Source organism: Glycomyces harbinensis, assembly GCF_900101745.1.
Lineage (GTDB): Bacteria > Actinomycetota > Actinomycetes > Mycobacteriales > Micromonosporaceae > Glycomyces > Glycomyces harbinensis.
On record NZ_FNAD01000005.1, the window covers coordinates 186,996 to 212,201 of the forward strand.

The 25,206-nt window shown below is 71.5% G+C and carries 22 protein-coding genes and 1 riboswitch; of the genes, 16 read left to right on the forward strand and 6 right to left on the reverse strand.

Annotation, left to right across the window (positions count from 1 at the left end; all coding sequences use genetic code 11):
- Positions 1-678: a response regulator gene (locus tag BLQ63_RS10760; protein ID WP_091033341.1), complete on the reverse strand. Its 678-nt coding sequence runs from the start codon at positions 676-678 to the stop codon at positions 1-3.
- Positions 675-2,315 carry a sensor histidine kinase gene (locus tag BLQ63_RS10765; RefSeq protein ID WP_218125199.1) on the reverse strand — a complete coding sequence of 547 codons (1,641 nt, stop codon included), beginning with the start codon at positions 2,313-2,315 and terminating at the stop codon, positions 675-677. Before BLQ63_RS10765 ends, BLQ63_RS10760 begins: the two co-directional genes overlap by 4 nt.
- A gap of 112 nt (positions 2,316-2,427) precedes the next feature.
- On the opposite strand from BLQ63_RS10765, the gene BLQ63_RS10770 reads away from it, so the two are divergent.
- Genes BLQ63_RS10770 through BLQ63_RS10780 form a run of 3 tightly spaced genes read left to right on the forward strand, consistent with a single transcriptional unit; the run spans position 2,428 to position 5,506 of the window.
- A complete protein-coding gene (locus tag BLQ63_RS10770) occupies positions 2,428-3,423 on the forward strand; it encodes a Bug family tripartite tricarboxylate transporter substrate binding protein (RefSeq protein ID WP_091033346.1) in 996 nt (331 codons plus the stop codon).
- Positions 3,420-3,998, forward strand: coding sequence for a tripartite tricarboxylate transporter TctB family protein (locus BLQ63_RS10775; protein WP_091033349.1), 579 nt, complete (start codon positions 3,420-3,422; stop codon positions 3,996-3,998). Before BLQ63_RS10770 ends, BLQ63_RS10775 begins: the two co-directional genes overlap by 4 nt.
- Entirely contained in the window at positions 3,998-5,506 is a 1,509-nt protein-coding gene (locus tag BLQ63_RS10780) for a tripartite tricarboxylate transporter permease (RefSeq protein WP_091033352.1), read from the forward strand. The genes BLQ63_RS10775 and BLQ63_RS10780 overlap by 1 nt, the downstream gene beginning before the upstream one ends.
- Before the next feature lie 51 nt (positions 5,507-5,557).
- Here the strand turns inward: BLQ63_RS10780 and BLQ63_RS10785 are convergent, their stop codons facing one another.
- Together BLQ63_RS10785 and BLQ63_RS10790 are read right to left on the reverse strand one after the other, a co-directional pair.
- The gene (locus BLQ63_RS10785) at positions 5,558-6,718 is read right to left on the reverse strand and encodes a DUF418 domain-containing protein (RefSeq protein ID WP_091033355.1); all 1,161 of its coding nucleotides are present in this window, start codon (positions 6,716-6,718) and stop codon (positions 5,558-5,560) included.
- 156 nt (positions 6,719-6,874) lie between these two features.
- Positions 6,875-7,612 (reverse strand): DUF2306 domain-containing protein, encoded by a 738-nt coding sequence (locus tag BLQ63_RS10790; protein ID WP_218125200.1) that lies wholly within the window; start codon positions 7,610-7,612, stop codon positions 6,875-6,877.
- Between the two features lie 146 nt (positions 7,613-7,758).
- Here BLQ63_RS10790 and BLQ63_RS10795 point away from each other — a divergent pair, with 146 nt between their 5' ends.
- The gene (locus BLQ63_RS10795; RefSeq protein ID WP_091033359.1) at positions 7,759-8,448 is read left to right on the forward strand and encodes a TetR/AcrR family transcriptional regulator; all 690 of its coding nucleotides are present in this window, start codon (positions 7,759-7,761) and stop codon (positions 8,446-8,448) included.
- A gap of 184 nt (positions 8,449-8,632) precedes the next feature.
- Here the strand turns inward: BLQ63_RS10795 and BLQ63_RS10800 are convergent, their stop codons facing one another.
- Positions 8,633-10,042: a dicarboxylate/amino acid:cation symporter gene (locus tag BLQ63_RS10800; RefSeq protein WP_091033363.1), complete on the reverse strand. Its 1,410-nt coding sequence runs from the start codon at positions 10,040-10,042 to the stop codon at positions 8,633-8,635.
- A 352-nt stretch (positions 10,043-10,394) separates the two neighbouring features.
- Here BLQ63_RS10800 and BLQ63_RS10805 point away from each other — a divergent pair, with 352 nt between their 5' ends.
- From BLQ63_RS10805 to BLQ63_RS10815, 3 genes are all read left to right on the forward strand, one after another.
- Complete coding sequence (locus tag BLQ63_RS10805) at positions 10,395-10,844, forward strand: fluoride efflux transporter FluC (RefSeq protein ID WP_091033367.1); 450 nt, start codon at positions 10,395-10,397, stop codon at positions 10,842-10,844.
- Positions 10,841-11,203, forward strand: coding sequence for a fluoride efflux transporter FluC (locus tag BLQ63_RS10810; protein WP_091033371.1), 363 nt, complete (start codon positions 10,841-10,843; stop codon positions 11,201-11,203). The genes BLQ63_RS10805 and BLQ63_RS10810 overlap by 4 nt, the downstream gene beginning before the upstream one ends.
- A 485-nt stretch (positions 11,204-11,688) precedes the next feature.
- Positions 11,689-14,241, forward strand: a complete 2,553-nt coding sequence (locus tag BLQ63_RS10815) for a S8 family serine peptidase (RefSeq protein WP_091033379.1) — start codon at positions 11,689-11,691, stop codon at positions 14,239-14,241.
- Between the two features lie 444 nt (positions 14,242-14,685).
- On the opposite strand, the gene BLQ63_RS10820 is transcribed toward BLQ63_RS10815, so the two are convergent.
- On the reverse strand, positions 14,686-15,420 hold the full coding sequence (locus tag BLQ63_RS10820) for an SDR family NAD(P)-dependent oxidoreductase (protein WP_091033382.1): 735 nt from the start codon (positions 15,418-15,420) through the stop codon (positions 14,686-14,688).
- A 142-nt stretch (positions 15,421-15,562) separates the two neighbouring features.
- Positions 15,563-15,769, forward strand: a riboswitch (cobalamin riboswitch).
- A 42-nt stretch (positions 15,770-15,811) separates the two neighbouring features.
- On the opposite strand from BLQ63_RS10820, the gene metE reads away from it, so the two are divergent.
- From metE to BLQ63_RS10865, 9 genes are all read left to right on the forward strand, one after another.
- A complete protein-coding gene (gene metE, locus BLQ63_RS10825; RefSeq protein WP_091033385.1) occupies positions 15,812-18,067 on the forward strand; it encodes a 5-methyltetrahydropteroyltriglutamate--homocysteine S-methyltransferase in 2,256 nt (751 codons plus the stop codon).
- 155 nt (positions 18,068-18,222) lie between these two features.
- Positions 18,223-19,407 carry an alanine racemase gene (gene alr / locus BLQ63_RS10830; protein WP_245680946.1) on the forward strand — a complete coding sequence of 395 codons (1,185 nt, stop codon included), beginning with the start codon at positions 18,223-18,225 and terminating at the stop codon, positions 19,405-19,407.
- 41 nt (positions 19,408-19,448) lie between these two features.
- Complete coding sequence (locus BLQ63_RS10835; protein ID WP_091033388.1) at positions 19,449-20,648, forward strand: alpha/beta fold hydrolase; 1,200 nt, start codon at positions 19,449-19,451, stop codon at positions 20,646-20,648.
- Positions 20,649-20,700: 52 nt separating this feature from the next.
- Entirely contained in the window at positions 20,701-21,183 is a 483-nt protein-coding gene (gene tsaE, locus BLQ63_RS10840; RefSeq protein ID WP_091033915.1) for a tRNA (adenosine(37)-N6)-threonylcarbamoyltransferase complex ATPase subunit type 1 TsaE, read from the forward strand.
- On the forward strand, positions 21,180-21,818 hold the full coding sequence (gene tsaB / locus BLQ63_RS10845; protein ID WP_091033391.1) for a tRNA (adenosine(37)-N6)-threonylcarbamoyltransferase complex dimerization subunit type 1 TsaB: 639 nt from the start codon (positions 21,180-21,182) through the stop codon (positions 21,816-21,818). Before tsaE ends, tsaB begins: the two co-directional genes overlap by 4 nt.
- Positions 21,819-21,848: 30 nt before the next feature.
- A complete protein-coding gene (gene rimI, locus BLQ63_RS10850; RefSeq protein ID WP_091033395.1) occupies positions 21,849-22,295 on the forward strand; it encodes a ribosomal protein S18-alanine N-acetyltransferase in 447 nt (148 codons plus the stop codon).
- A gap of 35 nt (positions 22,296-22,330) precedes the next feature.
- On the forward strand, positions 22,331-23,368 hold the full coding sequence (tsaD, locus tag BLQ63_RS10855) for a tRNA (adenosine(37)-N6)-threonylcarbamoyltransferase complex transferase subunit TsaD (RefSeq protein WP_091033920.1): 1,038 nt from the start codon (positions 22,331-22,333) through the stop codon (positions 23,366-23,368).
- Positions 23,369-23,418: 50 nt separating this feature from the next.
- Positions 23,419-23,997, forward strand: a complete 579-nt coding sequence (locus tag BLQ63_RS10860; protein WP_091033400.1) for a mycothiol transferase — start codon at positions 23,419-23,421, stop codon at positions 23,995-23,997.
- 79 nt (positions 23,998-24,076) lie between these two features.
- Positions 24,077-25,114, forward strand: a complete 1,038-nt coding sequence (locus BLQ63_RS10865; RefSeq protein WP_091033403.1) for an endonuclease/exonuclease/phosphatase family protein — start codon at positions 24,077-24,079, stop codon at positions 25,112-25,114.
- Positions 25,115-25,206 lie beyond the last annotated feature (92 nt).

The following is a 25,206-nucleotide window of genomic DNA, read 5'->3' on the forward strand; positions in this document are numbered from 1 at the left end:
TCAGTCCGGGCGCCGCCACCGGTAGCGGCGCTCGGGGCGTCCCCGGCCCGCGTACTTCAGGGCCACGGCGGCGCTGCCGCGTTCGGCGAGCTGCTCGAGGTAGCGGCGGGCGCTGACGCGCGAGATGCCGATCCGCATCGCGCATTCGGCGGCCGACAGGGTGCCTTCGGCCTCGCGCAGGGCGGTCTCCACCAGTTTCGCCGTCTCGTTGCTGAACCCCTTGGGCAGCATCGACACCGCCGCCGCGGAGGGGCGCTCGAAGGCGCGGTCGACGTCGGACTGGTCGTGCACGGCCGCCTCCGCCAGGCCCGCCCGGCGGTTCGCGTACTGCTCCAGGCGTTCGGAGAAGTCGTCGAAGCTGAAGGGCTTGAGCAGGTAGGACACGACGCCGAGCCGGACGGCGGCGCGGACGGCCTCGGCCTCGCGGGCCGCCGAGATGACGAAGACGTCGCAGTCGTGGCCTTCGGACCGCATGCGCCGCAGCAGGTCCAGGCCGAACACGTCAGGCAGGTACAGGTCGAGCAGTACCAGGTCGGGCCGGTGCTCCCGGACCGCGGCGAGGGTCTCCTCGCCGGTGCGGGCGCACGCGACGGCCTGGAAGCCCCGGGTGCGCTCGACGAAGCCGCGGTGGATGTTCACCAGCCGGAAGTCGTCGTCGACGACCAGCACATCGATCATGTCGGCTCCTGGGACGGGGAAAGGGGCGCGCCGAGCAGCGGCAGGACCGCGGTGAAGCGGGCGCCGCCGGCGGTGTCCGCGAGGGCCACCGTGCCGCCGTGATGCTCGCACACGAGCCTGGTCAGCGCAAGGCCGATGCCGTGCTCGCCCGCAGCGGCCTTCGTGGTGTACCCGTGCGCGAAGACCTCGCCGGCGGTCTCGGGCGGCACGCCCGGCCCGGAGTCGGTGACGGTGAGGTGCACGGCCCCTTCGGTTTCGCGGATCTCGACGGCGACCCAGGCCTCCGCGGCGCTGCGCCGGGGCAGGGGCGCGGCGCCGGCGAGGCCCGCGGCGGCGTCCACGGCGTTGTCGACGAGGTTGCCCAGGACGGTGCCGACGTCGGCGGAGTCGGCGGCCGACAGCGGCCCGAGCAATGAGCCCTCGACCATGCGCAGGCGCACCTGCCGTTCGGAGGCCTGCGCGGACTTGGCCATCAGGAGCGCGGCGATCGCCTTGTCGCCGATCGGGCCGCCGATGGACAGGTCGAGCGACTGGCGGTGGCGGTTGAGCGCGTCGATGTAGGAGCCGACCTCGTCGTGCTCGCCGATCTGGATGAGCCCGGAGATGGTGTGCAGCTTGTTGTCGAACTCGTGCGCCTGCGCCCGCAGCGCTTCGGCGGTGGACCGGAACGATCCGAGGTCGCGCTCGAGCTGGGCGAGCTCGGTGCGGTCGCGCAGGGTGGCGACCGCGCCGAGGGCCCGCCCGTCCTTGGACACGGGCATCCGGTTCACCACCAGGACCCGGTTGCCCTGCAGGACCACCTGGTCGGAGCCGGTCACCGCACCGGACAGGACGTCGCGCAGCCGCCCGGTCAGGTCGAGCTCCCCCAGCGACCGCCCGACGGAATCGCCGGGCAGGTCCAGCAGGCGGCGGCCGACGTCGTTGACGAGCGTGACCCGCTGCTGCGGGTCGAGCGCGACGACGCCCTCGGCGATCCCGTACAGCATCGCCTCCCGGTGCTCGGCCAGGCCCGCGATTTCCCTGGGCTCCATGCCGAACGTCTGGCGTTTGATGCGCCGCGCCAGCATCCACGACCCCGCCACGCCCAGGACGCTCGCGACGCCCAGGTACAGCAGCAGGTTCGGGCTCGCGCCCGCGAGCCGCTCGAACGGGGAGGGCACCCGGTGGCCGACGACGGCGACGCCCAGCTGCACGCCGTGGGCGGCGCCGTCGGCGCCGATCACCGGGACCTGCGCGACCAGTTCGGTGCGCCCGCCCAGGTCGGTCTCGCCCCGCCAGCCCCGCCCCTCGAGCACCCCCGACCCGAGCGCGGGCTCGGTGCCGATGAGCAGCGGATTGGTGGAGGCGACCACGACGCCTTCGGCGTCGGCGAGCGTCACCGAGGAGACCTGCCAGCGTTCGAGGTCGCTTTGGATCTGCGGGGCGAGCGTCTGCTCCGGCGCGGGCGCGGGCAGCAGCTCGCGCACCAGGTCGGAGGCCGCGAGGCTCTCGGCGAGCTGGGTGACGCGCCGGCCCTGCTCGACGGTGAACACGGCCGCGGACTGCGCCAGGGAGAGCCCGGCGACGGCGGCGAGGACGAGAAGGATCACCGTCAGCTGGAAGACGAGCAGCTGACCGGCGAGCGTGGGGCGGGGCACGGGCCTGAACACAATGAACTCAATGATCGTTTCGGACACAAGGCTGACACCGGGGCCGCGCCAGGGTGACCATCGTCTCTCACCCCGCCCCCGAAATGAAAGAGCAACGACGATGAAATTTCACCGGAGGGCCCTCCTGTCCGCCGCGGCGGCCGTCCCCGTCGCCGCGGCCGCGTCCGCCTGCGGCCTCACCGCCGACGACGGCGCCGACGGCGGCCCGCTCGCCGGCCTGCGCATCATGGTGCCCAACAGCCCCGGCGGCGGCTACGACACGACCGCCCGGTCCATTGCCCGGATCATGGAGGACGAGTCGATCGCCAAGGGCGTCGAGGTCTTCAACCTCTCGGGAGCCGGCGGCACGGTCGGCTTGCAGCGCACCGTGAACGAGGAGGGCAACGGCGACCTGGTCATGCAGATGGGCCTGGGCGTCGTGGGCGCCTCCTACACGCAGAACTCCGAGGCGAAGCTGACCGGGACCACCCCGATCGCGAAGCTCGTCGAGGAGGCCGGGGCGATCGTCGTGCCCTCGGGGTCGCCGTTCCAGACGATCGGCGACCTGGTCGAGGCCTGGAACGGTGACCCGGGGGGCGTCGCGATCGGCGGCGGCTCCTCCCCCGGCGGGCCCGACCACCTGCTGCCGATGCGCCTGGCCTACACCGTGGGCATCACCCCGGTCGACGTCAACTACGTGTCCTACGACGGGGGCGGCGAACTGCTTCCGGCGCTCCTGGGCGAGAAGATCGCCGCGGGCGCGAGCGGCGTCGGGGAGTTCATCGACCAGATCGAGGCGGGGTCGCTGCGGGTCCTGGCCGTCTCCACCGCCGAGCGCGTCGACGCCGTACCCGACACGCCGACGTTCACCGAATCGGGCATCGACCTGGTGTTCACCAACTGGCGCGGCTGGGTGGCCCCGCCCGGCATCGAGGACGCCGACCGCGACAAGTGGATCGACGCGATCACCGCGGTGGCCGAGTCCGACGCGTGGGCCGAGGAGCTCGCCAAGCAGGGCTGGATCGACGCGTTCGTCACCGGCAGCGCCTTCGGCGAGTACCTCGAGGAGCAGGACACCGAAGTGGCCGCGATCCTCCAGGAACTGGGCCTGGCATGACCGGTGCCGACGACACGGCCGTCCCGGCCGCCGACAATGCCGCCGACGACAGCGCCGCCGACGGCGGCCCCGACACCGGAGCCGACGCCGAGGCGACCGCGCCTGCGGGGCCGGACCGCGCCCAGTATTGGGTGTGCGGCGGCCTCGCGCTGCTGGGCGTCCTCGTCATCGTCGACGCCGCCCGCATCGCCGGGTTCACCGCCTCCAACGACCCGATCGGGCCCAAACCTGTTCCGATCATCCTGGGCGCGCTGCTCATCGGCGTCGCCGCGTTCTACGCGCTCGACGTCGCCCGGGGCGGGCGCGGCGAGGCCGCCGAGACCGACGGGGCCTTCGACTGGCGCACCGTCGGCCTCCTGTGCGCGCTGTTCGTCGCGAACGCGCTCGTCATCGAATGGCTCGGCTGGGTCATCTCCGGTTCGCTCCTGTTCTGGGGCGCGGCGATCGTGCTCGGCTCGCGCCGCTACTTCCTGACGCTCGGCGCCGCGGTGGTGCTGGGACTGGCCACGTTCTACGGCTTCGCGATCGGACTGGGCGTGGGCCTGCCCGCCGGGATCTTGCAGGGGATCCTCTGATGGACAACATGCATGCGCTCATCGACGGGTTCGGCGCGGTCCTGACCCCGCAGAACCTGCTCATCGCGCTCATCGGCGTCACCATCGGCACGGCCGTCTCGATGCTCCCGGGCATGGGCACGGCCATGGCGATCGCGCTGCTCCTGCCGATCACCTACGGGCTGGAGCCGACCCAGGCGTTCATCATGTTCGCCGGGATCTTCTACGGCGGCATGTACGGCGGCTCGACCACCGCGATCCTGCTGAACACGCCGGGGCAGTCGTCGTCGGTCGTGACGGTGATGGAGGGCTTCAAGATGACCCGCAAGGGCCGCGGGGGCCAGGCGCTGGCGACGGCGGCGATCGGGTCGTTCGTGGCCGGGACGATCGCGACGGTCGCGCTCGTGTTCGTCACGCCGATCACGGTGGACTTCGCGATCGGGCTCGGCGCGCCCGACTACTTCGCGATCATGGTGCTCGCGCTGGTGGCGACCGCTTCGGTCCTGGGGTCCTCGCGCATTCGCGGGTTCGCGTCGCTCCTGTTCGGGCTCGCCTTGGGCACCATCGGGATCGACGCGGTGACGGGTCAGCAGCGGTTGACGTACGGGCTGCCGCAGCTGGCCGACGGGATCGACGTGGTGATCGTCGCGGTGGGCGTGTTCGCCATCGGCGAGGCGCTGTGGATCGCGGCGCGGGGGCGCGCGACGAAGGACGAGGTGCTGCCGGTCGGGCGGGTGTGGATGGGCCGGTCGGACTGGAGGCGGTCGTGGGGGCCGTGGCTGCGGGGGACCGCGCTCGGGTTCCCGTTCGGCGCGATGCCCGCCGGGGGCGCGGAAGTGCCGACGTTCCTGTCCTATGTGACCGAACGGCGGTTGTCGAAGCACAAGGACGAGTTCGGTCACGGGGCCATCGAGGGCGTCGCGGGGCCGGAGGCGGCGAACAACGCCTCGGCGGCCGGGACGCTGGTGCCGATGCTCGCACTGGGCCTGCCGTGCAACGCGACGGCGGCGATCATGCTGGCGGCGTTCCAGACGTACGGCATCCAGCCGGGGCCGCTGCTGTTCGAGAACGAGTCGACGCTGGTGTGGACGCTCATCGCGAGCCTGTTCATCGGGAACGCGATGCTGCTGGTGCTCAACATGCCGATGATCCCGATCTGGGTGAAGCTGCTGCGCATTCCCAAGCCGTACCTGTTCGCGGGGATCCTGTTCTTCGCGTCGATGGGGGCGTACGCGGTGAACGCGCAGCCGTTCGACCTGTTCGTGCTGCTGGTCCTGGGCCTGGTGGGTCTTGCGATGCGGCGCTTCGGGGTGCCGATGCTGCCGTTGATCGTCGGGGTCATCCTCGGCCCGATGGCGGAGCGCCAGGCGCGGATGTCCCTGCAGCTGTCGGGCGGGGACTTGTCGGGCCTGATCGGTGGGCCGGTCTCGTGGACCGTGTACGGGATCATCGCTTTGATCGCCTTGTGGCCGTTGGCGGTGCTCGTGCGGCGGCGCTCGACCCGCGTGCGCGAGCCAGCCGCGGCCTGAATGGGGGGGGGAGGGTGCGGGCCGCGGCTGCGGCCCGCACCTTTTTGCGGTTTAACGCAGGAGGGTCTTCTGGAGCATCTCGGCCGGGCCGGTCGCGAAGCGGCGCAGCCACAACCGGGATCCGACGAGGAGGACGGCGCTGATGGCGAGCCACAGGGCGGCGACGAACCACGGGTCGTCGCCGAAGCGCGCGGCCAGGCCCAGGCCCCACCCGTAGCAGATCGCCGAGGCCAGCAGGTTCTGGAGGATGTACCCGCTGAGTGCGGTGCGGCCCAAGGACTCCAGGGCGGCGGTGACGGGTCCGCGGCGGACGCGTTCGATGAGGAGGCCGACGAGGCCGACGTACCCGAGCATGACGACCGGGGCCGCGGCGTACCGCTCCAGGAAGAACAGCTCGTCGGGGCCGAGCATGAGCGCGAGGTTGGCCGGCAGGCCGATGCCCAGGCCCCACGACAGGAGCCTGTTGCGGATCCGGCCGCCGGTCGCATCGGAGCCGAAGGCCCCGGCGCGGAAGAGCCTGACGCCCAGCATGAACAGGAACACCAGCAGCGGGAACGTCACGATCGGCTCGATGCGGAACATCAAGGCGTTGTCCAGGCGGAACTGGACCTGCTCCCACCAGGATCCGGAGGCGTAGAGCGCCTGGATCTCGGGGTCGTGCTGGGGGGCGATGCCCGGGCCCGTGAACATGGCGGCGGTGACCAGGCCCATGATCGTCAGGTGCACGCCGAGTGCGGTCCACATGACCGCGTGCTGCGCGCGCTGGGAGCGGGTGAGCAGCCAGGCGACGGCGACCGCCGTGACGGCGTAGCCCATGAGGACGTCCCAGGCGAACACGAGCGTGAAGTGGATCGTGCCTTCGACAAAGAGGAACAGGGCCCGCCAGTGGTAGCGGCCGGGCCAGCGGCGCCCGCGCTTTTCGGCCGAGCGGTACTGGATGGCGAGGCCGACGCCGAAGAGGACGGTCAGCATGGACAGGAACTTGCCGTTGGCGAGCAGTGCGAAGAGCGCGCCGATCGCGGTGTCGTCGGTGCCGGCCGAGCCGATCAGGGGGCCGGCCTCGCCGTACTTGTCGGCGAAGATCCAGACGTTGGTGCCGAGCGTGCCGAGGATGGCGACGCCGCGCAGGACGTCCAGGAGCGGCAGGCGCCCCTTCGGCGCGGGCGGCGCGGCTTCGCGGGCGGCGGCCTGGGCCGCGGCGGAGGTGTGCATGTCTTCAGGATCGCCGCCGCGCGGGCCCGATGAATCCTGCTGCGGCATGGACTTTCGGGCCCGGCGGGGGCGACCGGCGGTGCAGTCCGGGCCGGTCCGAAGGTGGGACGCGGGCGGGGGCGGGTGCGACTTTGGTGGCAGGCCCCCGCCCGGTCCTCACGCGGGCACAGTCGCCGTCCGGTTGCGGCGCTTGGGTTTGCGGTCGAGCCACCACTGGGCGATCATCAGGTTGACGATCCCGCTGATCCAGATCGAGGCGACGGCCACGTCCTCCATGAGGGCGTTCGTGTCGCCGCCGTAGTAGCCGTCTTGGAACGGCGTGAGGATCAGGATCAGCACGACCATCCACAGGCGGTTGACCACGATCGAGGTGCATAGCGCGAAGCTGCGGATCATCCAGCGGCGGTGGTCCCCGAAGCGGCGGCGCCTGGCGGCGGCGAACCCGGCGGCGGTGGTGGCGAGCCACAGCACCGCGAGGAAGACCTGCCCGATCTTGCCGGCCGCTCCGACGACCGAGAGGATGCCGACGACCAGGGCGAACAGTCCTGAGGGGAGCACTCCGGCGAACACGTAGAGGCGCCCGGAGATCCGGTGGACCTTCGGGTGGTGCCGGCGCAGCCACGGCCACACCTGCATCGAGCAGGTGATGATCGCGATGGAGCCGAACAGGATGTGTCCCGAGAGCAGCAGGTAGTGGGTCTCGGGGAAGGCGGCCTGGAGCTGGACGAGCGAGTCGTCGGTGTCGAAGGTCAGGTAGGAGGGCAGCCTCGCGGCCACGAAGAGCCCGACGATGGTGAACAGCGGGATGATCCAGGGCCGGCGGTACCACTTGGGTTTCGCTCGGGCGGGCCCGGATTCGGGTGCGGGGCGGGTGAGGGTGGTCGGCTGGGCCATGGGTGTCTCCGATCGCGGCATGGAGTGCCGATCAATGCGTATGAGATACGCTATTTAGCGTACATCATACGCATCAGTGATGCCTGCGAGCGGCTCCCGGCCGGGTCGTAATCTGCGACTCTCGGGCGAAGTGGAGGAGGAACACTGTGGGACAAGGCGAGTACGAGCTGTTCTGGGGGGACCGGTCGCGGCCCGGGCGGGGACGGCCCCCCGGGCTCAGCCGCGAAGGCATCGTGGCCGAAGCCGTCGCAATCGCCGATGCCGAAGGCCTGCAAAAGGTCTCAATGAAACACCTCGCCGAACGGCTCGGCAGCGGCGTCATGTCCCTGTACCGGCACGTGCCGGGCAAGGACGAACTGGTCATCCTCATGTACGACTCCCTCATGGCCGAACCCCTGCCCGAACCCGAGGCCGACACCCTCCGCGACCTCCTGCTCGCATGGGGGCGCGCGGTGAAGGACATGCTCACGGCCCACCCGTGGGCGCTCAAAGTGGCTACCTCGCACCGCTCCATGGGACCGAACGAGGCGGCCTGGCTCGACGCGACGCTCGCCCGACTGGACGCGGTCGACATGCCCCCGAGACTCGCGATGATCGCGATCCTGACCGTCGACTACTTCGCGCTCGGCGCGGTGCGACCCGAGATCGGCGGCTCCGAGTCCTCCGAGGAACTCTTCCGGTTCCTCGCCGACCCGGCGGTGAACTCGCGCTTCCCCCACCTCGCGCGGATGGCCGCGCCCGGCTCCCAGCCCGAACCGCCCCTGGACGACCACTTCGAGTTCGGCCTCGGACTCGTCGTCGACGGCCTGGAACGCTACATCGAATCCGCACGCTGAACCGCACCGTGCGCCGCCTCACCCCCGGCGACCGACGCGGACCGGGCCGGATTGTCGGACCCCTCTGCCACCCTCAATACAAGGGGCGCGAGAAACCGCCCCCAAGGCCGCCAACCCTGCCATGAAAACGAGGGGCCGACCCGTGTCCGGGCCGGCCCCTCGTCATCTCAGGAGAGCAGTAAAGCTAAGCGGGTTGCAGCGCAGGCCCACCCTGACGGGCCGGACCAGCCGAACCACGGCCGTCCGCAGCATCCTCGGCACCGTCCTCGGCACCATCGAACGCCGACGCCGCATCAAGCGGCCGCGGCGCCGCGTCGTACACCTCGCGGTCGAGGATCTTCTCCGACTTCGCCACGATCACCGGCACCACCATTTGCCCGGCCACGTTCGTCGCCGTACGGATCATGTCCATGATCGGGTCGATCGCCAGCAGCAGACCCACACCCTCCAGCGGCAGACCCAGCGTCGACAGCGTCAGCGTCAGCATCACCGTCGCACCCGTCAGACCCGCCGTCGCGGCCGAACCGATGACCGACACGAACGCGATCAGCAGGTAATCCTGCACACCCAGATCGACCCCGTACACCTGCGCCACGAAGATCGCGGCAATGGCCGGATAGATCGCGGCGCAACCGTCCATCTTCGTCGTCGCACCGAACGGCGACGCGAACGACGCGTAATCGCGCGGCACCCCGAGCCGCTCCGTCACGATCTTCTGCGCCAACGGCAGCGTCCCCACCGACGAACGCGACACGAACGCGAACTGGATCGCCGGCCACGCCTTCCGGAAGAACTGCACCGGCGACACCCGGGCGACCACACGCAGCAGCACCGGATAGACGATGAGCATCACCGCCAGAGCACCCGCATAAATGTCGATGCTGAAGACCGCCAGCGGCTCCAGCAGATCCCACCCGTACGAGTACACCGACTTGCCGATCAGCGCCGCAGTACCCAACGGCGCCAGACGGATGACCCACCACAGCGCCTTCTGGACCAGCGACAGCGCCGACGCGTTGAACTTCAAGAACGGCTCCGCCTTGACGCCGATCCTCGCGGCCGCCGCGCCCACCACGATCGCGATGAACACGATCTGCAGGACGTTGACGTTCACGAACGCGTCGACCACGTTCGTCGGAATGATCCCGGTCAAGAAGTCCGTCCACGACCCCGACGTCTCCGGCGCGGCCGCCGCACTGGTGAGCTCCACGCCCTCACCCGGATTCGTCGCCAACCCGATGCCGAGCCCGATCGCCACGGCGATGAGCGACGTGAGCGCGAACCAGCCCAAGGTCTTGGCGACCAGCCGGCCCGCGTTCGCGAGATTCCGCAGATTCGCGATCGAAGCGACGATCGCAGTGAAGACCAGGAACGGAACGATCAGGAACAGCAACTGCACGAACAACGTGCCGATCGTTTCCAGAGTCGTACCGAGCCACGCGACCGACCACTCCCGGGCGACATACCCCAGGACGAGGCCCAGCACGAGGCCGATGAGCAACTGTGCGGCGAACGGGACCTTGAAGCGCCGGCGCTTCAAGGTGCTCGCAGTGGTGTCGCCGGTCTCGGACGCGGCGCTGGCAGATGTGGACATGGGTGATCCTCTGAGCAGATTCAGGGCGGGCAGCACGACACAGGGGCACAGGGCGCGGTGGCGCCCCGCCGCTACAGGCGTGCTTACTAAGGAAATGCCGGAACGGACTCAGGTCCGGCACGGAAAACGGGAGGCATCGGCGAGCCCGCCGGTGAGGCCGTACGTACTAACGACAGAGCACGGTCGACACGCGGCAGAAGTCGATATGACGCCTGCGTGTCAGATACCGGTACGTAACGGAGAAGTTCATCGCCCACCAACGATAGACGATCTCGCATATCGGACGCAAGAGCCGGTGAGCGATCGCATACAGACGCGAGCACCCCCACCGACCCGGGACTAGATTCATGTGATGCCCCGACCCGACCGGCCACCGCTGCGCAGCACCCTGCGCGCCGTCCCGACCGCCGCCCTCACCGCGGTCGCCGCCGGCGGCGCCATCGGAGCCCTCGCCCGGCACGCGCTCACGGTCGCCCTCCCCGCCCCGCCCGGCTCGTTCGACCTCGCCACCTTCCTCGCCAACACCGCCGGCGGCCTCCTCATCGGCATCCTCATGGTGATCCTCACCGAGGTCAGACCCGGAGCACGGCTCGTGCGGCCATTCCTGGGCGTCGGCGTACTCGGCGGCTTCACCACCTTCTCCACCTACATCGTCGGCATCGGCCGCGCCATCGACGCCGAAGCGCAACTGCTCGCCGTCGCCTACGCCTTCGCGACCCTGGCCGCCGCACTCACCGCAGCGGCCCTCGGCATGTGGGCGACCCGCCGAGCCGTCGCCCGACCGCGGAGGGAGGAGCCGTGACGCTGCTGCTGGTCGCCGCCGGAGCCGCCGTGGGCGCTCCGGCCCGATTCCTCACCGACGTCCTGATCGCCCACTACGCGGGACGCCGACTCCCCTGGGGAACCCTGGCGGTCAACACCACCGGCTCCGGCATCGCGGTGTTCCTCGCGGTCGCCATCGCCGACCCGGCCTGGACCGCACTGCTGGCCACGGGCTTCTGCGGGGCGCTCACCACCTACTCGACCCTGTCGTACGAGACGCTCGTCCTGGCCGAAGAGGGGCGCTGGCGCGCGGCGGCCGCCAACGTGGGACTGAACCTCGCGGGAGGGCTCGCGGCGGGCCTGATCGGCCTCGCGATAGCGCGCCTCGTCACCGGCTGAACCACCGCGGGGGACAGCGGGGCCCGAAACCGCACCGCATCGGCGAACGGTGCAGCGCCACCGGCTTCGGCGGAGAACGGCACGACGGCCCCAGCCCGTTCCAGGAACACCCGCCTCGCGCGGACCAGCGCGCCTCGAAGGCCGCACGACCGGCCGACACCGAAGGAGCCTCGGGCAAGCGAACCCTCCGCGCCTCAGGTGCGCCGTGCGCCAGGCCTCCCGAACGAGCCACCTCAGATATGCGCAGTCACCTCAGGCACGCGGAATGTCGGACCCATCGGCCACCCTTGTGTCGGGGGCCCTGCGAAGTCCGATTTGAAGGCTGATGCCGGGCTCGTCCCTCCAATGCCGACACGCGCGGGCGTGCGGCAAATCCGCGGTTCGGGCCGCCGCATGGCCCACGATCGAGGTCCTGCCAGATCTGTCGGCCGGGGTGCCCGGGCGCCTCCGCGCACCCCGGCCGACACGAGTCGAAGGGACCCCTGATGCCGGGATTCCGCACCCGCCCGCGCCGCCGATCCGCTTCCACCGCTTTGCCGCACCTCGCCGCCCACTGGCGGCCGCTGCTCGCGGCATCGCTAGCACTGCCGCTCCTCGTCTCGTCCGCCCCTGCGGCCGAAGCGAAAACGGAGGACGGGCCTGCACCGGTGTGGCTGGTGGAACTCGTCCCCGGCGCGAGCGCGGACGCACTCGAAGCGGCCGCCCACGACCTCGACTACACGCTCCGGCACGACTTCGAGCGGGTGTGGAACGGCGTCTCGGTCGAAGCCGACCCGGCCACCGCCCGCCGCCTCGAAGGCCTCGACCTGGTCGAAGAGGTCTGGTCGGACGTGGTCTTCACCGGGCCCGCCCGCGTCGGCACCACCCCCGACGCGCCCGCCGAATCCGGCGCCATTCCCGAACTGGCCCAGGCGATCGAGACCACGCGCGCCGCCGACGCACACGAGCGGGGCATCACCGGCGAGGGCGTCAAGGTCGGCGTCATCGACACCGGCATCGACTACACCCACCCCGACCTCGGCGGCTGCTTCGGCCGCGGCTGCCGCGTGGTGACCGGCGCCGACTTCGTGGGCGACGAGTTCGACTCGGACGACCCCGAGAACGCCGAACCCGTCCCCGACGACGACCCCGCCGACTGCGGCGGCCACGGCACCCACGTCGCCGGCATCGTCGGCGCGAACGGCCAGGTCACCGGCGTCGCCCCCGACGCGCGGTTCGGCGCGTACAAGGTCTTCGGCTGCGAGGGCTCCACCAGCTCCGAAGTGATCATGCAGGCCCTCGAAGCGGCCCTCGACGACGGCATGGACGTCGTGAACCTCTCACTGGGCCAGTCGTTCCAGTGGCCCGGCTACCCGACGGCCGAGGCGGCCGACCGGCTCACCGAGGAGGGCGTGGTCGTGGTCGCCTCGATGGGCAACGACGGCGAGGCCGGGGTCTACTCCGGCTCGGCGCCCGGCGTCGGCGAGGACGTCATCGCGGTGGCCTCCACCGACAACCCGTCCGAGCGCATGGAGGCGGCGTTCGTGCCCGGACTCGACCGCGCCATCGGCTACCGGGTGCTCGACGCGACGCCCGCACCGGAACCCGGGACGGCGACCGACGAGCTGGTGTGGCTCGGCCGCGCCTGCGCCGACGACGCCTCGGAAGGCGACGTGAACGGCAAGGCGGCGTTGATCATCCGCGGCACCTGCACGTTCAAGGAGAAGTACGCGCGGGCCGTCGCCGAGGGCGCGACGAGCGTCGTGGTCTACAACGATCGGTCCGGGCCGTTCGGCGGCGCGGGGGTCGAGGACCTCGGCGTCCCGATGGTCTCCGTGACCGACACCGACGGTGCGGACCTGCGGGACCTGACCGAGATCGGCGAGGGTCCCGTCCTGGAGTTCACGGACGAGACGGTGCTGGTCGACCTGCCCCGGGCCGGGCTCGCCTCCGCGTTCACCGCGTACGGCCCGGCCCCGGACCTCCAGTTCAAACCGGACCTGGCCGCGCCGGGCGGCGGGATCTGGTCGACGGTGCCGGTCGCCGACGGCTCGTACGAGTCGCTGTCGGGCACGTCGATGTCGTCCCCGCACGTGGCCGGCGCGGCGGCCCTGCTGCTGGACGCCGAACCGCGGCTGGAGCCGCGCGAGGTGCGAACCCGCCTCGCGAACTCGGCCAAGCCGGTCGCGTGGGGCGACAACCCGGACCTGGGCGAACTCGAAGCGGCGCACCGGCAGGGGACCGGAGTCATCGACGTGATCGACGCCCTCGACGCCGAAGCCTGCCTGTACCCGACGGGGGTCAACGTCGGCGACGGCACCGAGGCGCGCACGTTCGAGCTGACGCTGACCTCGCGTGAGCGCGCCGCGCGCTCATACGCATTGACGCACCAGTCGACGATCGCGACCACCGGCGACGACATGGACCCGGGCTTCCATGCGGCCGAACCGAAGGTGACGTTCGCGCCGCAGGAGCTCACGCTGTATCCGGGCCAGTCGGCGACCGTGGAGGTCACGGTCGAGCCGAGCGAGGAACTGCCGCTCGGCAGCGTCTTCGGCGGGCGCATCACGGCGAGGCCCGAGGGCGACGGCGAGTCGCTGACGGCCGCCTACTCGGGCTACCAGGGCGACTACCTCGCGATTCCAGTGCTGGAGCACCCGGACTACCCGAGCCTGGCCGCGGTCGTCGGGCAGGACGCGGAGACGCGCGAGTTCGAGTACCGGGACCTGGAAGACGGCGAAAAGTTCAGCATCGCCGAGGGCCCCGACGTGGCCGCGCTCGTGTTCCTGGGACACCAGGTCGCCGAGATGGAGGTCAGCGCGACCAACGTCGACAGCGGAGCGATCATCGAGTGGGAGCCGGAGGCGTACCTGCCGCGCTCGCCCGGGCCGGGCGATGCGATGGCGATCCACTTGGAGGACTTGTCGGCCCAGCGGCCCGACGCGTTCGAGCCGGGCCAGTGGACCTTGGAAGTGCGGGTGCTCAAGGCCTTGGGCGACCCGGCGAATCCGGATCACTGGGAGCAGTGGACCTCGCCGGCGTTCACGCTCACGGACTGAATGTTTCCCCGGGGTCCGCCAGGAATGGCGCGGATCCCCGGGAGCGTTGAGCGCGGGCGACCGGACTGGATGGTCCGGTCGCCCGCGTTCGCTTTGGTCGGGCCGGTGTTGCGGGGACCGCGCGCGGGTGGCTCCCGCGCGCGGTCTCGGTATGGCGACTTTCGCGATTCCCCTTGTATGGTCGCCATCCCGCAGTGCCGGATGGGTTTTTTGTTACAACCGTGACATGGCCTGCGGGGAACTGGCGAGCACTATTTTCCAGCCTGTGGATAACTGCCGCCGAGCCGCGCTTCGCGCAGGACACGGCCTCGTCGGAGGCGGTGTCCGCTCGGTGGTCGAAGCTCGTCTGGCGCATGGATCAACCGTGGCACATGCCTCCACAAAGCCGCAAGTGGAAGTTCGTCGCCTGTGGATAACTCGGTGCCCCTGCTGGTCGGGCAGGGTTTATTGGCGGCGGTGGACCAGTTGCGCTCCGGCCTGGTCCCTCGGCGTGATGGTGATCTGGTCGATGTTCACATGGGCCGGCCTGGTCGCCACCCACGCGATCGAGTCGGCCACATCCTCCGCCGTCAGCGGGGTCATCCCCGCGTACACCGAATCGGCCCGCTTCTGGTCCCCCTCGAACCGCACCACGCTGAACTCGGTCTCGACCATGCCCGGGTCGACCTCGCACACCCGCACCGGCTCCCCCAGCAGCTCCATGCGCAGCACCCTTGTCAGCGCCGCCTCCGCGTGCTTCGCCGCGTTGTAGCCGCCCCCGCCCGGGTACGGCTGGTGCGCCGCGATCGAGCCGATCACCACGACCTGCCCGTCCCCCGAGGCCACCAGCTTCGGCAGGAGCGCCTTGGTGACCCGCACCGTCCCCAGCACGTTCACGTCGTACATCCGCTGCCACAGTTCGAGGTCCGCACCCGCGATCGAGTCGAGCCCGAACGCCCCGCCCGCGTTGTTGACGAGCAGGTCGCAGCGGCTCACCACGGCGGCGAAGGCGGCCACCGAATCCTCGTCGGTCACGTCCAGCGGCAGCGCGGTCCCGCCGCATTCGGCGGCGACCTCGGCGAGCCGGTCGGCTCTGCGGGCCCCCAGCACGACGTCGAACCCGGCTTCGGCCAGGGCTTTCGCGGTGGCCGCCCCGATGCCGCTGCTCGCTCCCGTGACGACTGCGGTCTTCCTGCTCATGGATTCCTCCTCGGTGCGTCGGATGGGTCCGCCGGCGCTCGAGGCGCCGCCGGTCCGATCGGACCCTACTCGGGGGCTTTCGGCGCCCGCTTCGGGTTCTCACACTCTGGCCGCTCTCGCCGCACCGCGCCGCGGCGGCCGTACCATCGCGGGTGACGCTGGTTCCGCGGCAGTGCGCCTGCCGCGGCCAAGAGGGAATCTGGTGTGAATCCAGGACTGCCCCGCAGCGGTGAGAGGGAACGAACCCCGCCATGAGCACTGGGCCCGCGGGTCTGGGAAGCGGCGGGAAGTAGGTGCCGGCGACGGCGCGCCCTCGAGTCCGAATACCTGCCCGCGTCCCGCGCGCGACCGCGCGCGGCCCCGTTGTCGCACGTTCGAGGGAAACTGACACATGAACACGACCACTGCCGTGCCCGCAGGGCGCCTCACGTCCACCGCGCTGGGGTATCCGCGCATCGGGCCGAACCGGGAGTTGAAGCGGGCCTTGGAGGCCCACTGGTCCGGGCGGCTCGACGCCGACGGGCTGGAGGCCGCCGCGGCCGCCGTCCGGGCGGGGATGCTCGACGACCTCTCGGTGCTCGACACCGTTCCGACCGGCACTTTCTCGCTCTACGACCATGTGCTCGACGCGGCGTTCGCCGTGGACGCGGTCGCGCCTCGTCACCGTCGCGAGACCGCGCTGGCTTCGTATTTCGCCGCCGCCCGCGGTGACGACGCGGCCGCGCCGCTGGAGATGACCAAGTGGTTCGACACGAACTATCACTACCTCGTCCCCGAGATCGGGCCCGACACCGAGTTCAAGGCCAATCCCGACAAGGCGGTCGCCGAGTTCCTCGAGGCCCGCGAACGCGGCCTCGACGCCCGGCCCGTGCTCCTCGGCCCGGTCTCCTTCCTCCTGCTGGCCAAGCCCGCGGCAAACGCCCCCGCCGACTTCCGTCCGCTCGACCGGATCGTCGATCTCGCGGTGGTCTACGTCGAGATCATCAACGCGCTCGGCCGCGCCGGTGCCGGACTCGTGCAGCTCGATGAACCCGCGCTGTGCGCCGACCGCACCCGGGAGGAGCTCGCGGCGACCGCCGAGGCCTACCTGCGGTTCAACGAGGACGTCGAGATCGTGGTCGGCGGCGGCTACGGCCCCCTCGGCGTCGCCCTCGAGGTGCTGCGGTCGGCAGGCGTCGAGGGCTTCGCGCTCGACCTGGTCCGGGGCCGCAGTGACATCGAGACGCTCGAGGAGTTGCAGTCGCCGCATGTTTCACGTGAAACATATTTGCTCGCGGGGGTCGTCGACGGCCGCAACATCTGGCGCACCGACCTCGCCCGGGCGGCCGCGGACATCGAACGGCTGCAGCGCATCAGCGACCGCGTCGCGGTCAGCTCCTCGTCCTCGCTCCTGCACGTCCCGGTGGACCTCGCCGTCGAGCACGACCTTCCCGAAGGCCTGGCCGAGCGCCTGGCCTTCGCCCGGCAGAAGCTCGAGGAGATCGTCGCCCTCGCCGACCCGGACGGGCCGCGCGACGCCCGCCCGGAGAGCCCGGAGGCCTGGCGTGACGCGGCCGTCCGCGAACGCCTCGCCGCCCTCGACCCCGGCGCCGACCGGCGCGTCCCCTACGCCGACCGCGCCGCCGCCCAGGCCGCGCGCGTCCCGCTCCCGGCGATCCCGACGACCACGATCGGCTCGTTCCCGCAGACCGCCGAGCTGCGCAAGGCCCGCGCGGCCCACCGCCAGGGCCTGATGATCGACGCCGACTACCGCGCCCGGATGCGGGCCGAGGTCGCCGCCGTCATCGCCGAACAGGAGCACCTCGGCCTCGACGTGCTCGTGCACGGCGAACCCGAGCGCAACGACATGGTCCAGTACTTCGCCGAGCAGCTCACCGGCTTCGCGACCACCGCCGCCGGCTGGGTCCAGTCCTACGGTTCGCGCTGCGTCCGCCCCCCGGTCCTCTACGGCGACGTCGCCCGGACCGCCCCCATGACCGTGGAGTGGACGGCGTACGCCCAGTCGCTCACCGAGAAGCCCGTCAAGGGGATGCTGACCGGACCCGTCACGATCCTGGCCTGGTCGTTCGTGCGCGACGACCAGCCGCTCGCCGACACCGCCGACCAGGTCGCCCTCGCCCTGCGCGACGAGGTCCGCGACCTCGAAGCGGCCGGAACGGCGATCATCCAGGTCGACGAGCCCGCCCTGCGCGAGCTGCTGCCCGTGCGCGCGGCCGCCCGAGCGGCCTACCGCGACTGGGCGACCCGCTCGTTCCGCCTCGCCACCTCCGGCGTCCGCCCGGAGACCGCGATCCACACGCACCTGTGCTACTCGGAGTTCGGCGAGGTCATCGACGCGATCAGTGCCCTCGACGCCGACGTCACCTCGATCGAGGCGTCCCGTTCGAAGATGGAGGTCCTCACCGACCTCGACCGCGCCCGGTACCGCAGCGCCGTCGGCCCGGGCGTGTGGGACATCCACTCCCCGCGCGTCCCCGCCGCCGACGAGATGGCCGCGGCCCTGCGCCTGGCCGTCGCCGCGCTCGGACCCGGCCGCGTCTGGGCCAACCCCGACTGCGGCCTGAAGACCCGCCGCTACGAGGAGGTCCGCCCCTCGCTCGCGGGCCTCGTCGAAGCCGCACGGGCGGTCCGCGCCGAGGTCGCCTAGCGGCGATGAGGCCGGACGGCGCCCCCGTCCGGCCGCGCCCCCGCCCGGACCGCCGGACCCGCAGGAAACGGAACCGGCGGTCCGGGCGCCCACCGCGCGACGCACCGGCACCACCGGCCGCCCCGGCGAGAGCCACGTACCCTTGTCCTGTGGCGATGGACAACTACCGCATTCTGTCGGAACCGGTCAACGGCGGCATGTCCGGCCTGGCCAAGGCCAGCGCGGACTGGCGCCGTCTGGCGCACAACGTCGAGGCGCTGGCGCAGGTCGCGGGCGTGCCGATGATGGCGATGGTCAAGGCCGACGCGTACGGGCACGGCATGGTCCCGGCGGCGCGCGTCATCGTCGAGGCCGGCGCGGCGGGCCTGGGCGTGGTGACGCTGCGCGAGGCCTGGCAGCTCAAGCGGCTCCCCGACCTGGCCGAGGCGAGGGTGATGGCGTTCTTCTTCGCGCCCGGTCAGCCGGGCCTGGCGGAGGCGGTCGGGGCCGGGATCGACCTGGGCGTCTCGTCGCTGGCGCAGTTGGACGCGGTCGCGGAGGCCGCGGTGCGGGCGGGTCGTCCGGCGCGCATCCATCTCAAGGGCGACACGGGCATGTCGCGTGGCGGGGTCGGCGAGCACGAGTGGGCGCAGGCGGCCGAGGCGGCCGCGAAGCACCAGGCCGCGGGTGCGGTCGTGGTGGTCGGGGCGTGGAGTCATCTGGCGTGCGCGGATGAGATCGGGCATCCGGCGAACGCGGAGCAGAAGGCGTCGTTCGGGCGGTTCCTGGAGGTGGTGGCCGCGGCGGGTCTGGAGCCGGAGGTGCGGCATCTGGCGAATTCGGCGGCTTTGATCGCCGATCCCCAGACGCGTTATGACATGGTGCGGCCGGGCATCGCGTTGTACGGGTACAACCCGGTGCCGGAGTTCGCGGTCGATCTGCGGCCGGTGATCGAGGTGCGCAGCCAGGTCATGAGTGTGAAGCGGCTGCCGGCCGGTACGGGGATCTCGTACGGGCACACGCATGTCCTGGAGCGGGATGCGAATGTGGCGCTGGTGCCTTTGGGGTATGCGGACGGGGTGCCGCGTGCGGCCTCGAACAAGGCCGAGGTGTACGTGGCGGGGAAGCGGCGGCGGGTGCTGGGGCGGATCTGCATGGACCAGTTCGTGGTCGACTGCGGTGACGATCCGGTGAAGGCGGGTGAGCCGGTGGTGCTCATCGGTGCGGGGGAGCAGCATCCGGACGCCGACGACTGGTCGGTGTGGGCGGGCACGATCCCGAACGACATTCTGACCGGGTTGGGTTCGCGCATCCCCCGGTTGTGGAATCGCGGCGTCGGGGATTCGCCGGCGGGCGGATAGGGCCGGGTGCGGCGGAGTCCCTCTAGTCACTGTGAGAGCGCATGAGTGAGAAGCAGTCCCGTCGGCGTCGCGGTCTGGCGATCGCGGGCGGGGTGACCGGTGGTGTGGCCGTGGGTGCCGCGCTGGCGTTCGGTGTGCCGCGGTATCTGGCGCGGCGGACGCGGTTGTCGTCGACGGATCCGTACGCGCATGAGCCGTTCGAGTTGCCGCCGTTGAATTCGGTGCGGACGGTGGAGACGCGGGACGGTGTGGCCGTGCATGTGGAGACGGCGGGGCCGGAGGACGCCGATCTGACGGTGGTGTTCCTGCACGGGTACATGCAGGACATGGGGACGTTCTATTTTCAGCGCAAGGCGGTCGTGGCGGCGGATCGTGAGGGGTTGTCGCTGCGGGCGGTGTTCTACGACCAGCCGGGGCACGGGCGGTCGGGGCCGCTGCCGCGGACGGAGTACAGCATCGAGGATCTCGCGGAGGTGCTGTTCGACGTGGTGGCGGCGGTGGCGCCGCGGGGGCCGCTGGTGCTGGTGGGTCATTCGATGGGCGGGATGACGATGCAGTCGTTCGCGCGGTTGCATCCGGAGGATTTCCACGAGCGGGTGAAGGGCGTGGCGTTCCTGTCGAGTTCCGCGGCGGGGCTGGACATGGTGGAGACGAAGCCGATGCGGGCGCTGCGGCGGTTGCGGCGGACGGTGTTGCCGATGCTGCAGCAGGTCGCGGGGTGGACGCCGGATCTGATCGACCGGTCGCGGCTGCTCGCGGGCGACTTGGCGTGGTTGTTGACGCGGCGGGCCGCGTTCGGGCACGCGGATCCGCCGGCGTCGCTGGTGAGCCTGGTGGAGCGCATGAACCGGCGGACGTCGATTCAGAGCATCGTGGGTTATGCGCGCGCTATTCTCGACCACGATGAGACGGCGACGCTGCCGCGGTTCGCGGGTCTGCCGGCGCTGGTCGCGGTGGGGGATGCGGATCTGCTGACGCCGCCGGAGCATTCGCGGCGGCTCGCGGCGGCGCTGGGGGGTTCGCGTTTCGTGCTCGTAGCCGAGGCGGCTCATTCGCCGCAGCTGGAGTATCCTGGTGAGATCTCACAACTGTTGTTGGAGATGATCGACAAAGTCGCGGCCGAGATCGGTAACGGTTCCGGTGCGTCCGTCCCGTCCCGTCAGGCGGCGCCCGAGGGCGACCGGCGGCATCGCAGGTGGACGCCGTTCTCGCGCCAGCACGGTCATCGTCTCGAACCGTGAACCCGGATCCGGGCCAGGTGGGTCGGATCCTACGCATGTGGAGGAGTGCAACGTGAGGCTCGAGCTTCGTTCGGCCGCTGACACCCACGACTTCGGACGGCGCCTCGCCGCGGTCCTGCGCGCGGGCGACCTCGTGATCCTCACCGGCCCGCTCGGGGCGGGGAAGACCGCTCTCACGCAGGGGGTCGGTGCCGGTCTGGGTGTCGAGGGTCGCATCACCAGCCCTACGTTCGTCATCGCCCGGTCGCACCGGGCGGGCGAGGGGGGCGTGCCGCTGGTCCATGTGGACGCCTACCGGTTGGAGACGCTCGACGAGTTGGACGACCTCGACTTGGACACGGATGTGGACGCGGCGGTCACCGTGGTGGAGTGGGGTGCCGGTCTGGCCGAGCGCCTCGCGGAGTCCCACTTGGAGATCGCGATCGAGCGGCGGGCGGACGAGACGCGCGTCGCGGTCCTGCGCGGGCGCGGCGGGGACTGGGCCGAGCGCCTCGCCTCGCTGGGGTCGGGCGCTCCGGTCGGCGCGTCCGCATGAGGGTGCTCGCGCTCGACACTTCCACCAGTGCCGTTCAGGCGGCGCTGGTCGACCTGGACGACGACGAGCAGTTCCTCATCTCGTTTCGCCGGGAGATCAACGCCCGCGGGCATGTGGAGAAGCTCGCCCCGTTCATCGAGGGCTGTCTGGACGACGCGGGGAAGCGGCCCAAGGATGTGGACGCGGTCGTGGCGGGGATCGGCCCGGGCCCGTACACGGGCCTGCGGGTCGGCATGGTCACCGCCGCCGCGTTCGCCGACGGCGCGGGCGTCCCCGTCTACGGGGTGTGCTCGCTCGACGGCATCGGCGGCAACACGCGCGGGCGGGCCCTCGCGGCGACCGACGCGCGCCGCAAAGAGATCTATTGGGCCGTCTACGAGGACGGTGTGCGCGAAGGCGAACCGCAGGTGTGCAGGCCCGCGGAGCTGCCCGACACGGGTGCGGACTACGCGATCGGCGAGGGCGCCAGCAAGTACGCGGGCGAGCTCGCGGTCCCGGCCGAGGCCGAACCGGTCTACCCCGACCTGGTCAAACTCGTCGAATTGGCTGCGCCGCGGCTGCTCGCCGGGGCGGCGGGCGAGCGGCTCACCCCCATGTACCTGCGCCGCCCGGACGCCCAGCCCGCCGCGTCGTGACGCCGCCGCGGCGTGGTACAGCTTGACGTGATGAACGGTGACTTGCGGATCGACCGGCTGCGCTGGTGGCACCTCCCTGCGGTCGCGGCCATGGAGATCGCGATCTTCGGGCCCGAGGCCTGGAGCGAGGGCCTGCTGTGGTCCGAGCTGTCGGCCGGGCACGACTACCGGGCGGTCTTCGACGGCGACGCCGTCGCCGGCTACGCGGGGACCGCGTACGGCGACGCCGAGGCGTGGCTCAACAACATCGCCGTGGACGCGGCCCACCGGCGCCGCGGCGTCGCCCGGATGCTCATGGACGACCTGGTCGCGCGCGCCCGCGCGGGCGGGGCGAAGTCGGTGTTCCTGGAGGTCGCGGTCGACAACGTCCCGGCGCAGCGCCTCTACGACTTGTACGGTTTCTACGGCATCGGGGTGCGCAAGCACTACTACCAGCACACCGGCACCGACGCCGCGGTGATGAGGATGGACCTGTGAACAACGACAGCAGCGGCTCCGCGGAGCCCGTGGTGATGGGCATCGAGACCTCGTGCGACGAGACCGGGGTCGGGATCGTGCGCGGGCACGAGCTCCTGGCCGACGCGGTCGCGTCGTCGGTCGAGGAGCACGCCCGCTTCGGCGGCGTCGTGCCCGAGGTCGCCAGCCGCGCGCACCTGGAGGCCATGGTGCCCACGGTGCAGCGGGCCCTGGACGACGCCGGGCTCACCCTCGCCGACCTCGACGGCATCGCCGTCACCGCCGGGCCGGGCCTGGCCGGGGCGCTCATGGTCGGCGTCGGCGCCGCCAAGGCCTACTCGCTCGCGACGGGCGTGCCCCTGTACGGTGTCAACCACCTCAGCGCGCACATCGCCGTCGACACGCTCGAGAACGGTCCGATCCCCGAACCGGCGATCGGCCTGCTCGTGTCGGGCGGGCACTCCACGATCATGATGGTCGAAGACCTCGCCGGGAAGGTCACGCAGCTGGGCGCGAGCATCGACGACGCCGCGGGCGAGGCCTTCGACAAGGTCGCGCGCCTCTTGGGCCTGCCCTTCCCCGGCGGGCCCTACATCGACCGGGCCGCCAAGGAGGGCGACCGGGCGTTCGTGCGGTTCCCGCGGGGCCTGTCCGCCGCGAAGGACCAGGAGCACCACCGGTACGACTTCTCGTTCTCGGGGCTCAAGACCGCCGTGGCCCGGTGGATCGAGGCGCGCCGGCTCGACGGCGAGGACGTCCCGGTCAACGACGTCGCCGCCGCCTTCCAGGAGGCGGTCTGCGACGTGCTGACCCGCAAGGCGATCCTCGCCGCGAAGGAGCACGGGGTCGACACGATCCTCCTCGGCGGCGGCGTCGCGGCCAACTCGCGCCTGCGCGCGCTCGCGACCGAGCGCGCCGAGCAGGCCGGGATCACGCTGCGCTACCCGCGCCCGAAGCTGTGCACCGACAACGGCGCCATGGTCGCGGCCCTCGGCTCGCACCTCGTCGCGGCGGGCGTGTCCCCGTCCCGGTTCGACTTCCCCGCGAACTCCTCCATGGACGTGGAGATCGTCAGCCTCGCCGACCGCCTCTGACCCGCCGAATGCGGGCGCGGTTGTCGGTGCCCCGGTCTACCGTTGCCCTCATGAGCGACGACGACTACTGGTGGGAGCCCCCCACCGCCGGCACCGAGACCGAACACCTGCTCGGGGCCCTCGACCGGCTCCGCACCACGTTCCGCTGGAAGGCCGACGACCTCGACGCGGCGGGCCTGGCCGTCCGCGTCGGCGCCTCGGCCCTCACCATCGGCGGACTCCTGAAGCACCTCGCCGCCTGCGAGGACTTCATGTTCACCGCGAAGATGTCCGGGCAGCTGCCCGGCGAACCCTGGGACTCCCTCGGCTGGAAGCCCTTCGAAGACGAAGGGTGGGCGTTCACCTTCGACACCACCGGGCTCGCCCCCGCGCAGCTGTACGCGCTGTGGGACGGCGCGGTCGAACGCAGCCGCACGCGACTGGCCGCGGCCCTGGCCGCAGGCGGACTCGACCAGGAGGTCCACCTCGCCTGGCCCGACCGCGGCCACCTGAACCTGCGCCGCCTCGTGTTCGACCTGGTCGAGGAGTACGGCCGCCACACCGGCCACGCCGACCTCCTCCGCGAGGCCGTCGACGGCCGCGTCGGCGAGGACCCGCCCGCCGGCTGGCACCCCGTCAGCGGCCGCTAGCGGTCCGGCGGCCGGCTTCGGCCGAAGGCCCGCTTTCGGCCGGTACGGCCGTTGACATGGGCCGGTAGGCTTCCGGCCCATGAGCGAAGACAGCGCAGCCGTCACGGTCGCCGAACCCGACGGCGCGACCGGCACGCCCCGGCGCCCCTGGCACCGGGCCCGCCCGCTCCGGTTCCTCTCCTGGCTGTGCACCGCCGGCGTCCTCGCTTACACCCTGGTCCGGCTCCTCGGCCTGGAGACGGGGTGGATCCTGGTCACCACCATCGCCTTCGTCCCCTACGTCGCCGCCGCCGCCCTCGTCGGCGCCGGACTCCAAGCGGCCGTCCGCCACTGGGCCGGCGCCGCGGCCACCGCCCTCGCCGTCGCCGCGCTCGCGGTCGTGCTCGCGCCCCGGCTGATCCCCGACGCGCAGGACGGGGCCGCGGGCCGCGAACTCACCGTCATGTCCGTGAACCTCTACGTGGGCCAGACCGACCTGGGCAAGGTCATCGACCTCGTCGAAACGCACCGGCCCGACCTCCTCAGCGTCCAGGAGCTCACCCCCGGCGCGGCCGAAGGCCTCGCCGAACTCGGCCTCGAAGCGCTTTTGCCGCACACCGTGCTCGAACCCGACGATCTCGCCGTCGGCACCGGCCTGTACTCCGCGTACCCCCTGGAGCGCATCGACACCGTCGGACGCGACGGCATCTTCTACCAGATCGGCGCCGAAGTCGACCTCGGCGGCGGCGACGCGGTGCGCTTCATGGCCGTCCACACCGCCGCACCCGCCACCCCCGAGCGGATCCCCCTGTGGGAAGAGGACTTCACCGACCTCCCCCGCCCCGACGGCGGCGCCCCGTGGGTCCTCGCCGGGGACTTCAACGCCACCCTCGACCACGACAACATGCGCGACCTCCTCGGCGACGGCTACACCGACGCCGCCGAAGCCGCCGGGAGCGGACTCCAGGCCACCTGGCGGCCCATCGAAGGCGGCTACCTCGGCGGCCTCGTCCGGCCCCCGGCCGTCACCCTCGACCACGTCCTCGCCGAGACCGGCGTCGCGATCCTCGACTGGGAGGTCCTCGACAAGTCCGGCTCCGACCACGCCCCGGTCCTCGCCCGCCTGCGCCTGCCCTGACCGCCCTTCCTGAAGCGGATTTCAGGTTTGCGATGAATCCTGTCGGACCGCCTCGTCATAGTGGAGGAGAAGCCAACGACCCGCACCGGAGG

Bases quoted from the DNA above. Each gene is read 5' to 3' on its own strand.
- BLQ63_RS10760 (WP_091033341.1), bottom strand. From the start codon at position 678: ATGATCGATGTGCTGGTCGTCGACGACGACTTCCGGCTGGTGAACATC.
- BLQ63_RS10770 (WP_091033346.1), top strand. From the start codon at position 2,428: ATGAAATTTCACCGGAGGGCCCTCCTGTCCGCCGCGGCGGCCGTCCCC.
- BLQ63_RS10775 (WP_091033349.1), top strand. From the start codon at position 3,420: ATGACCGGTGCCGACGACACGGCCGTCCCGGCCGCCGACAATGCCGCC.
- BLQ63_RS10780 (WP_091033352.1), top strand. From the start codon at position 3,998: ATGGACAACATGCATGCGCTCATCGACGGGTTCGGCGCGGTCCTGACC.
- BLQ63_RS10785 (WP_091033355.1), bottom strand. From the start codon at position 6,718: ATGCACACCTCCGCCGCGGCCCAGGCCGCCGCCCGCGAAGCCGCGCCG.
- BLQ63_RS10790 (WP_218125200.1), bottom strand. From the start codon at position 7,612: ATGGCCCAGCCGACCACCCTCACCCGCCCCGCACCCGAATCCGGGCCC.
- BLQ63_RS10800 (WP_091033363.1), bottom strand. From the start codon at position 10,042: ATGTCCACATCTGCCAGCGCCGCGTCCGAGACCGGCGACACCACTGCG.
- BLQ63_RS10805 (WP_091033367.1), top strand. From the start codon at position 10,395: ATGCCCCGACCCGACCGGCCACCGCTGCGCAGCACCCTGCGCGCCGTC.
- BLQ63_RS10815 (WP_091033379.1), top strand. From the start codon at position 11,689: ATGCCGGGATTCCGCACCCGCCCGCGCCGCCGATCCGCTTCCACCGCT.
- BLQ63_RS10820 (WP_091033382.1), bottom strand. From the start codon at position 15,420: ATGAGCAGGAAGACCGCAGTCGTCACGGGAGCGAGCAGCGGCATCGGG.
- metE (WP_091033385.1), top strand. From the start codon at position 15,812: ATGAACACGACCACTGCCGTGCCCGCAGGGCGCCTCACGTCCACCGCG.
- alr (WP_245680946.1), top strand. From the start codon at position 18,223: ATGGACAACTACCGCATTCTGTCGGAACCGGTCAACGGCGGCATGTCC.
- BLQ63_RS10835 (WP_091033388.1), top strand. From the start codon at position 19,449: ATGAGTGAGAAGCAGTCCCGTCGGCGTCGCGGTCTGGCGATCGCGGGC.
- tsaB (WP_091033391.1), top strand. From the start codon at position 21,180: ATGAGGGTGCTCGCGCTCGACACTTCCACCAGTGCCGTTCAGGCGGCG.
- rimI (WP_091033395.1), top strand. From the start codon at position 21,849: ATGAACGGTGACTTGCGGATCGACCGGCTGCGCTGGTGGCACCTCCCT.
- tsaD (WP_091033920.1), top strand. From the start codon at position 22,331: ATGGGCATCGAGACCTCGTGCGACGAGACCGGGGTCGGGATCGTGCGC.
- BLQ63_RS10860 (WP_091033400.1), top strand. From the start codon at position 23,419: ATGAGCGACGACGACTACTGGTGGGAGCCCCCCACCGCCGGCACCGAG.
- BLQ63_RS10865 (WP_091033403.1), top strand. From the start codon at position 24,077: ATGAGCGAAGACAGCGCAGCCGTCACGGTCGCCGAACCCGACGGCGCG.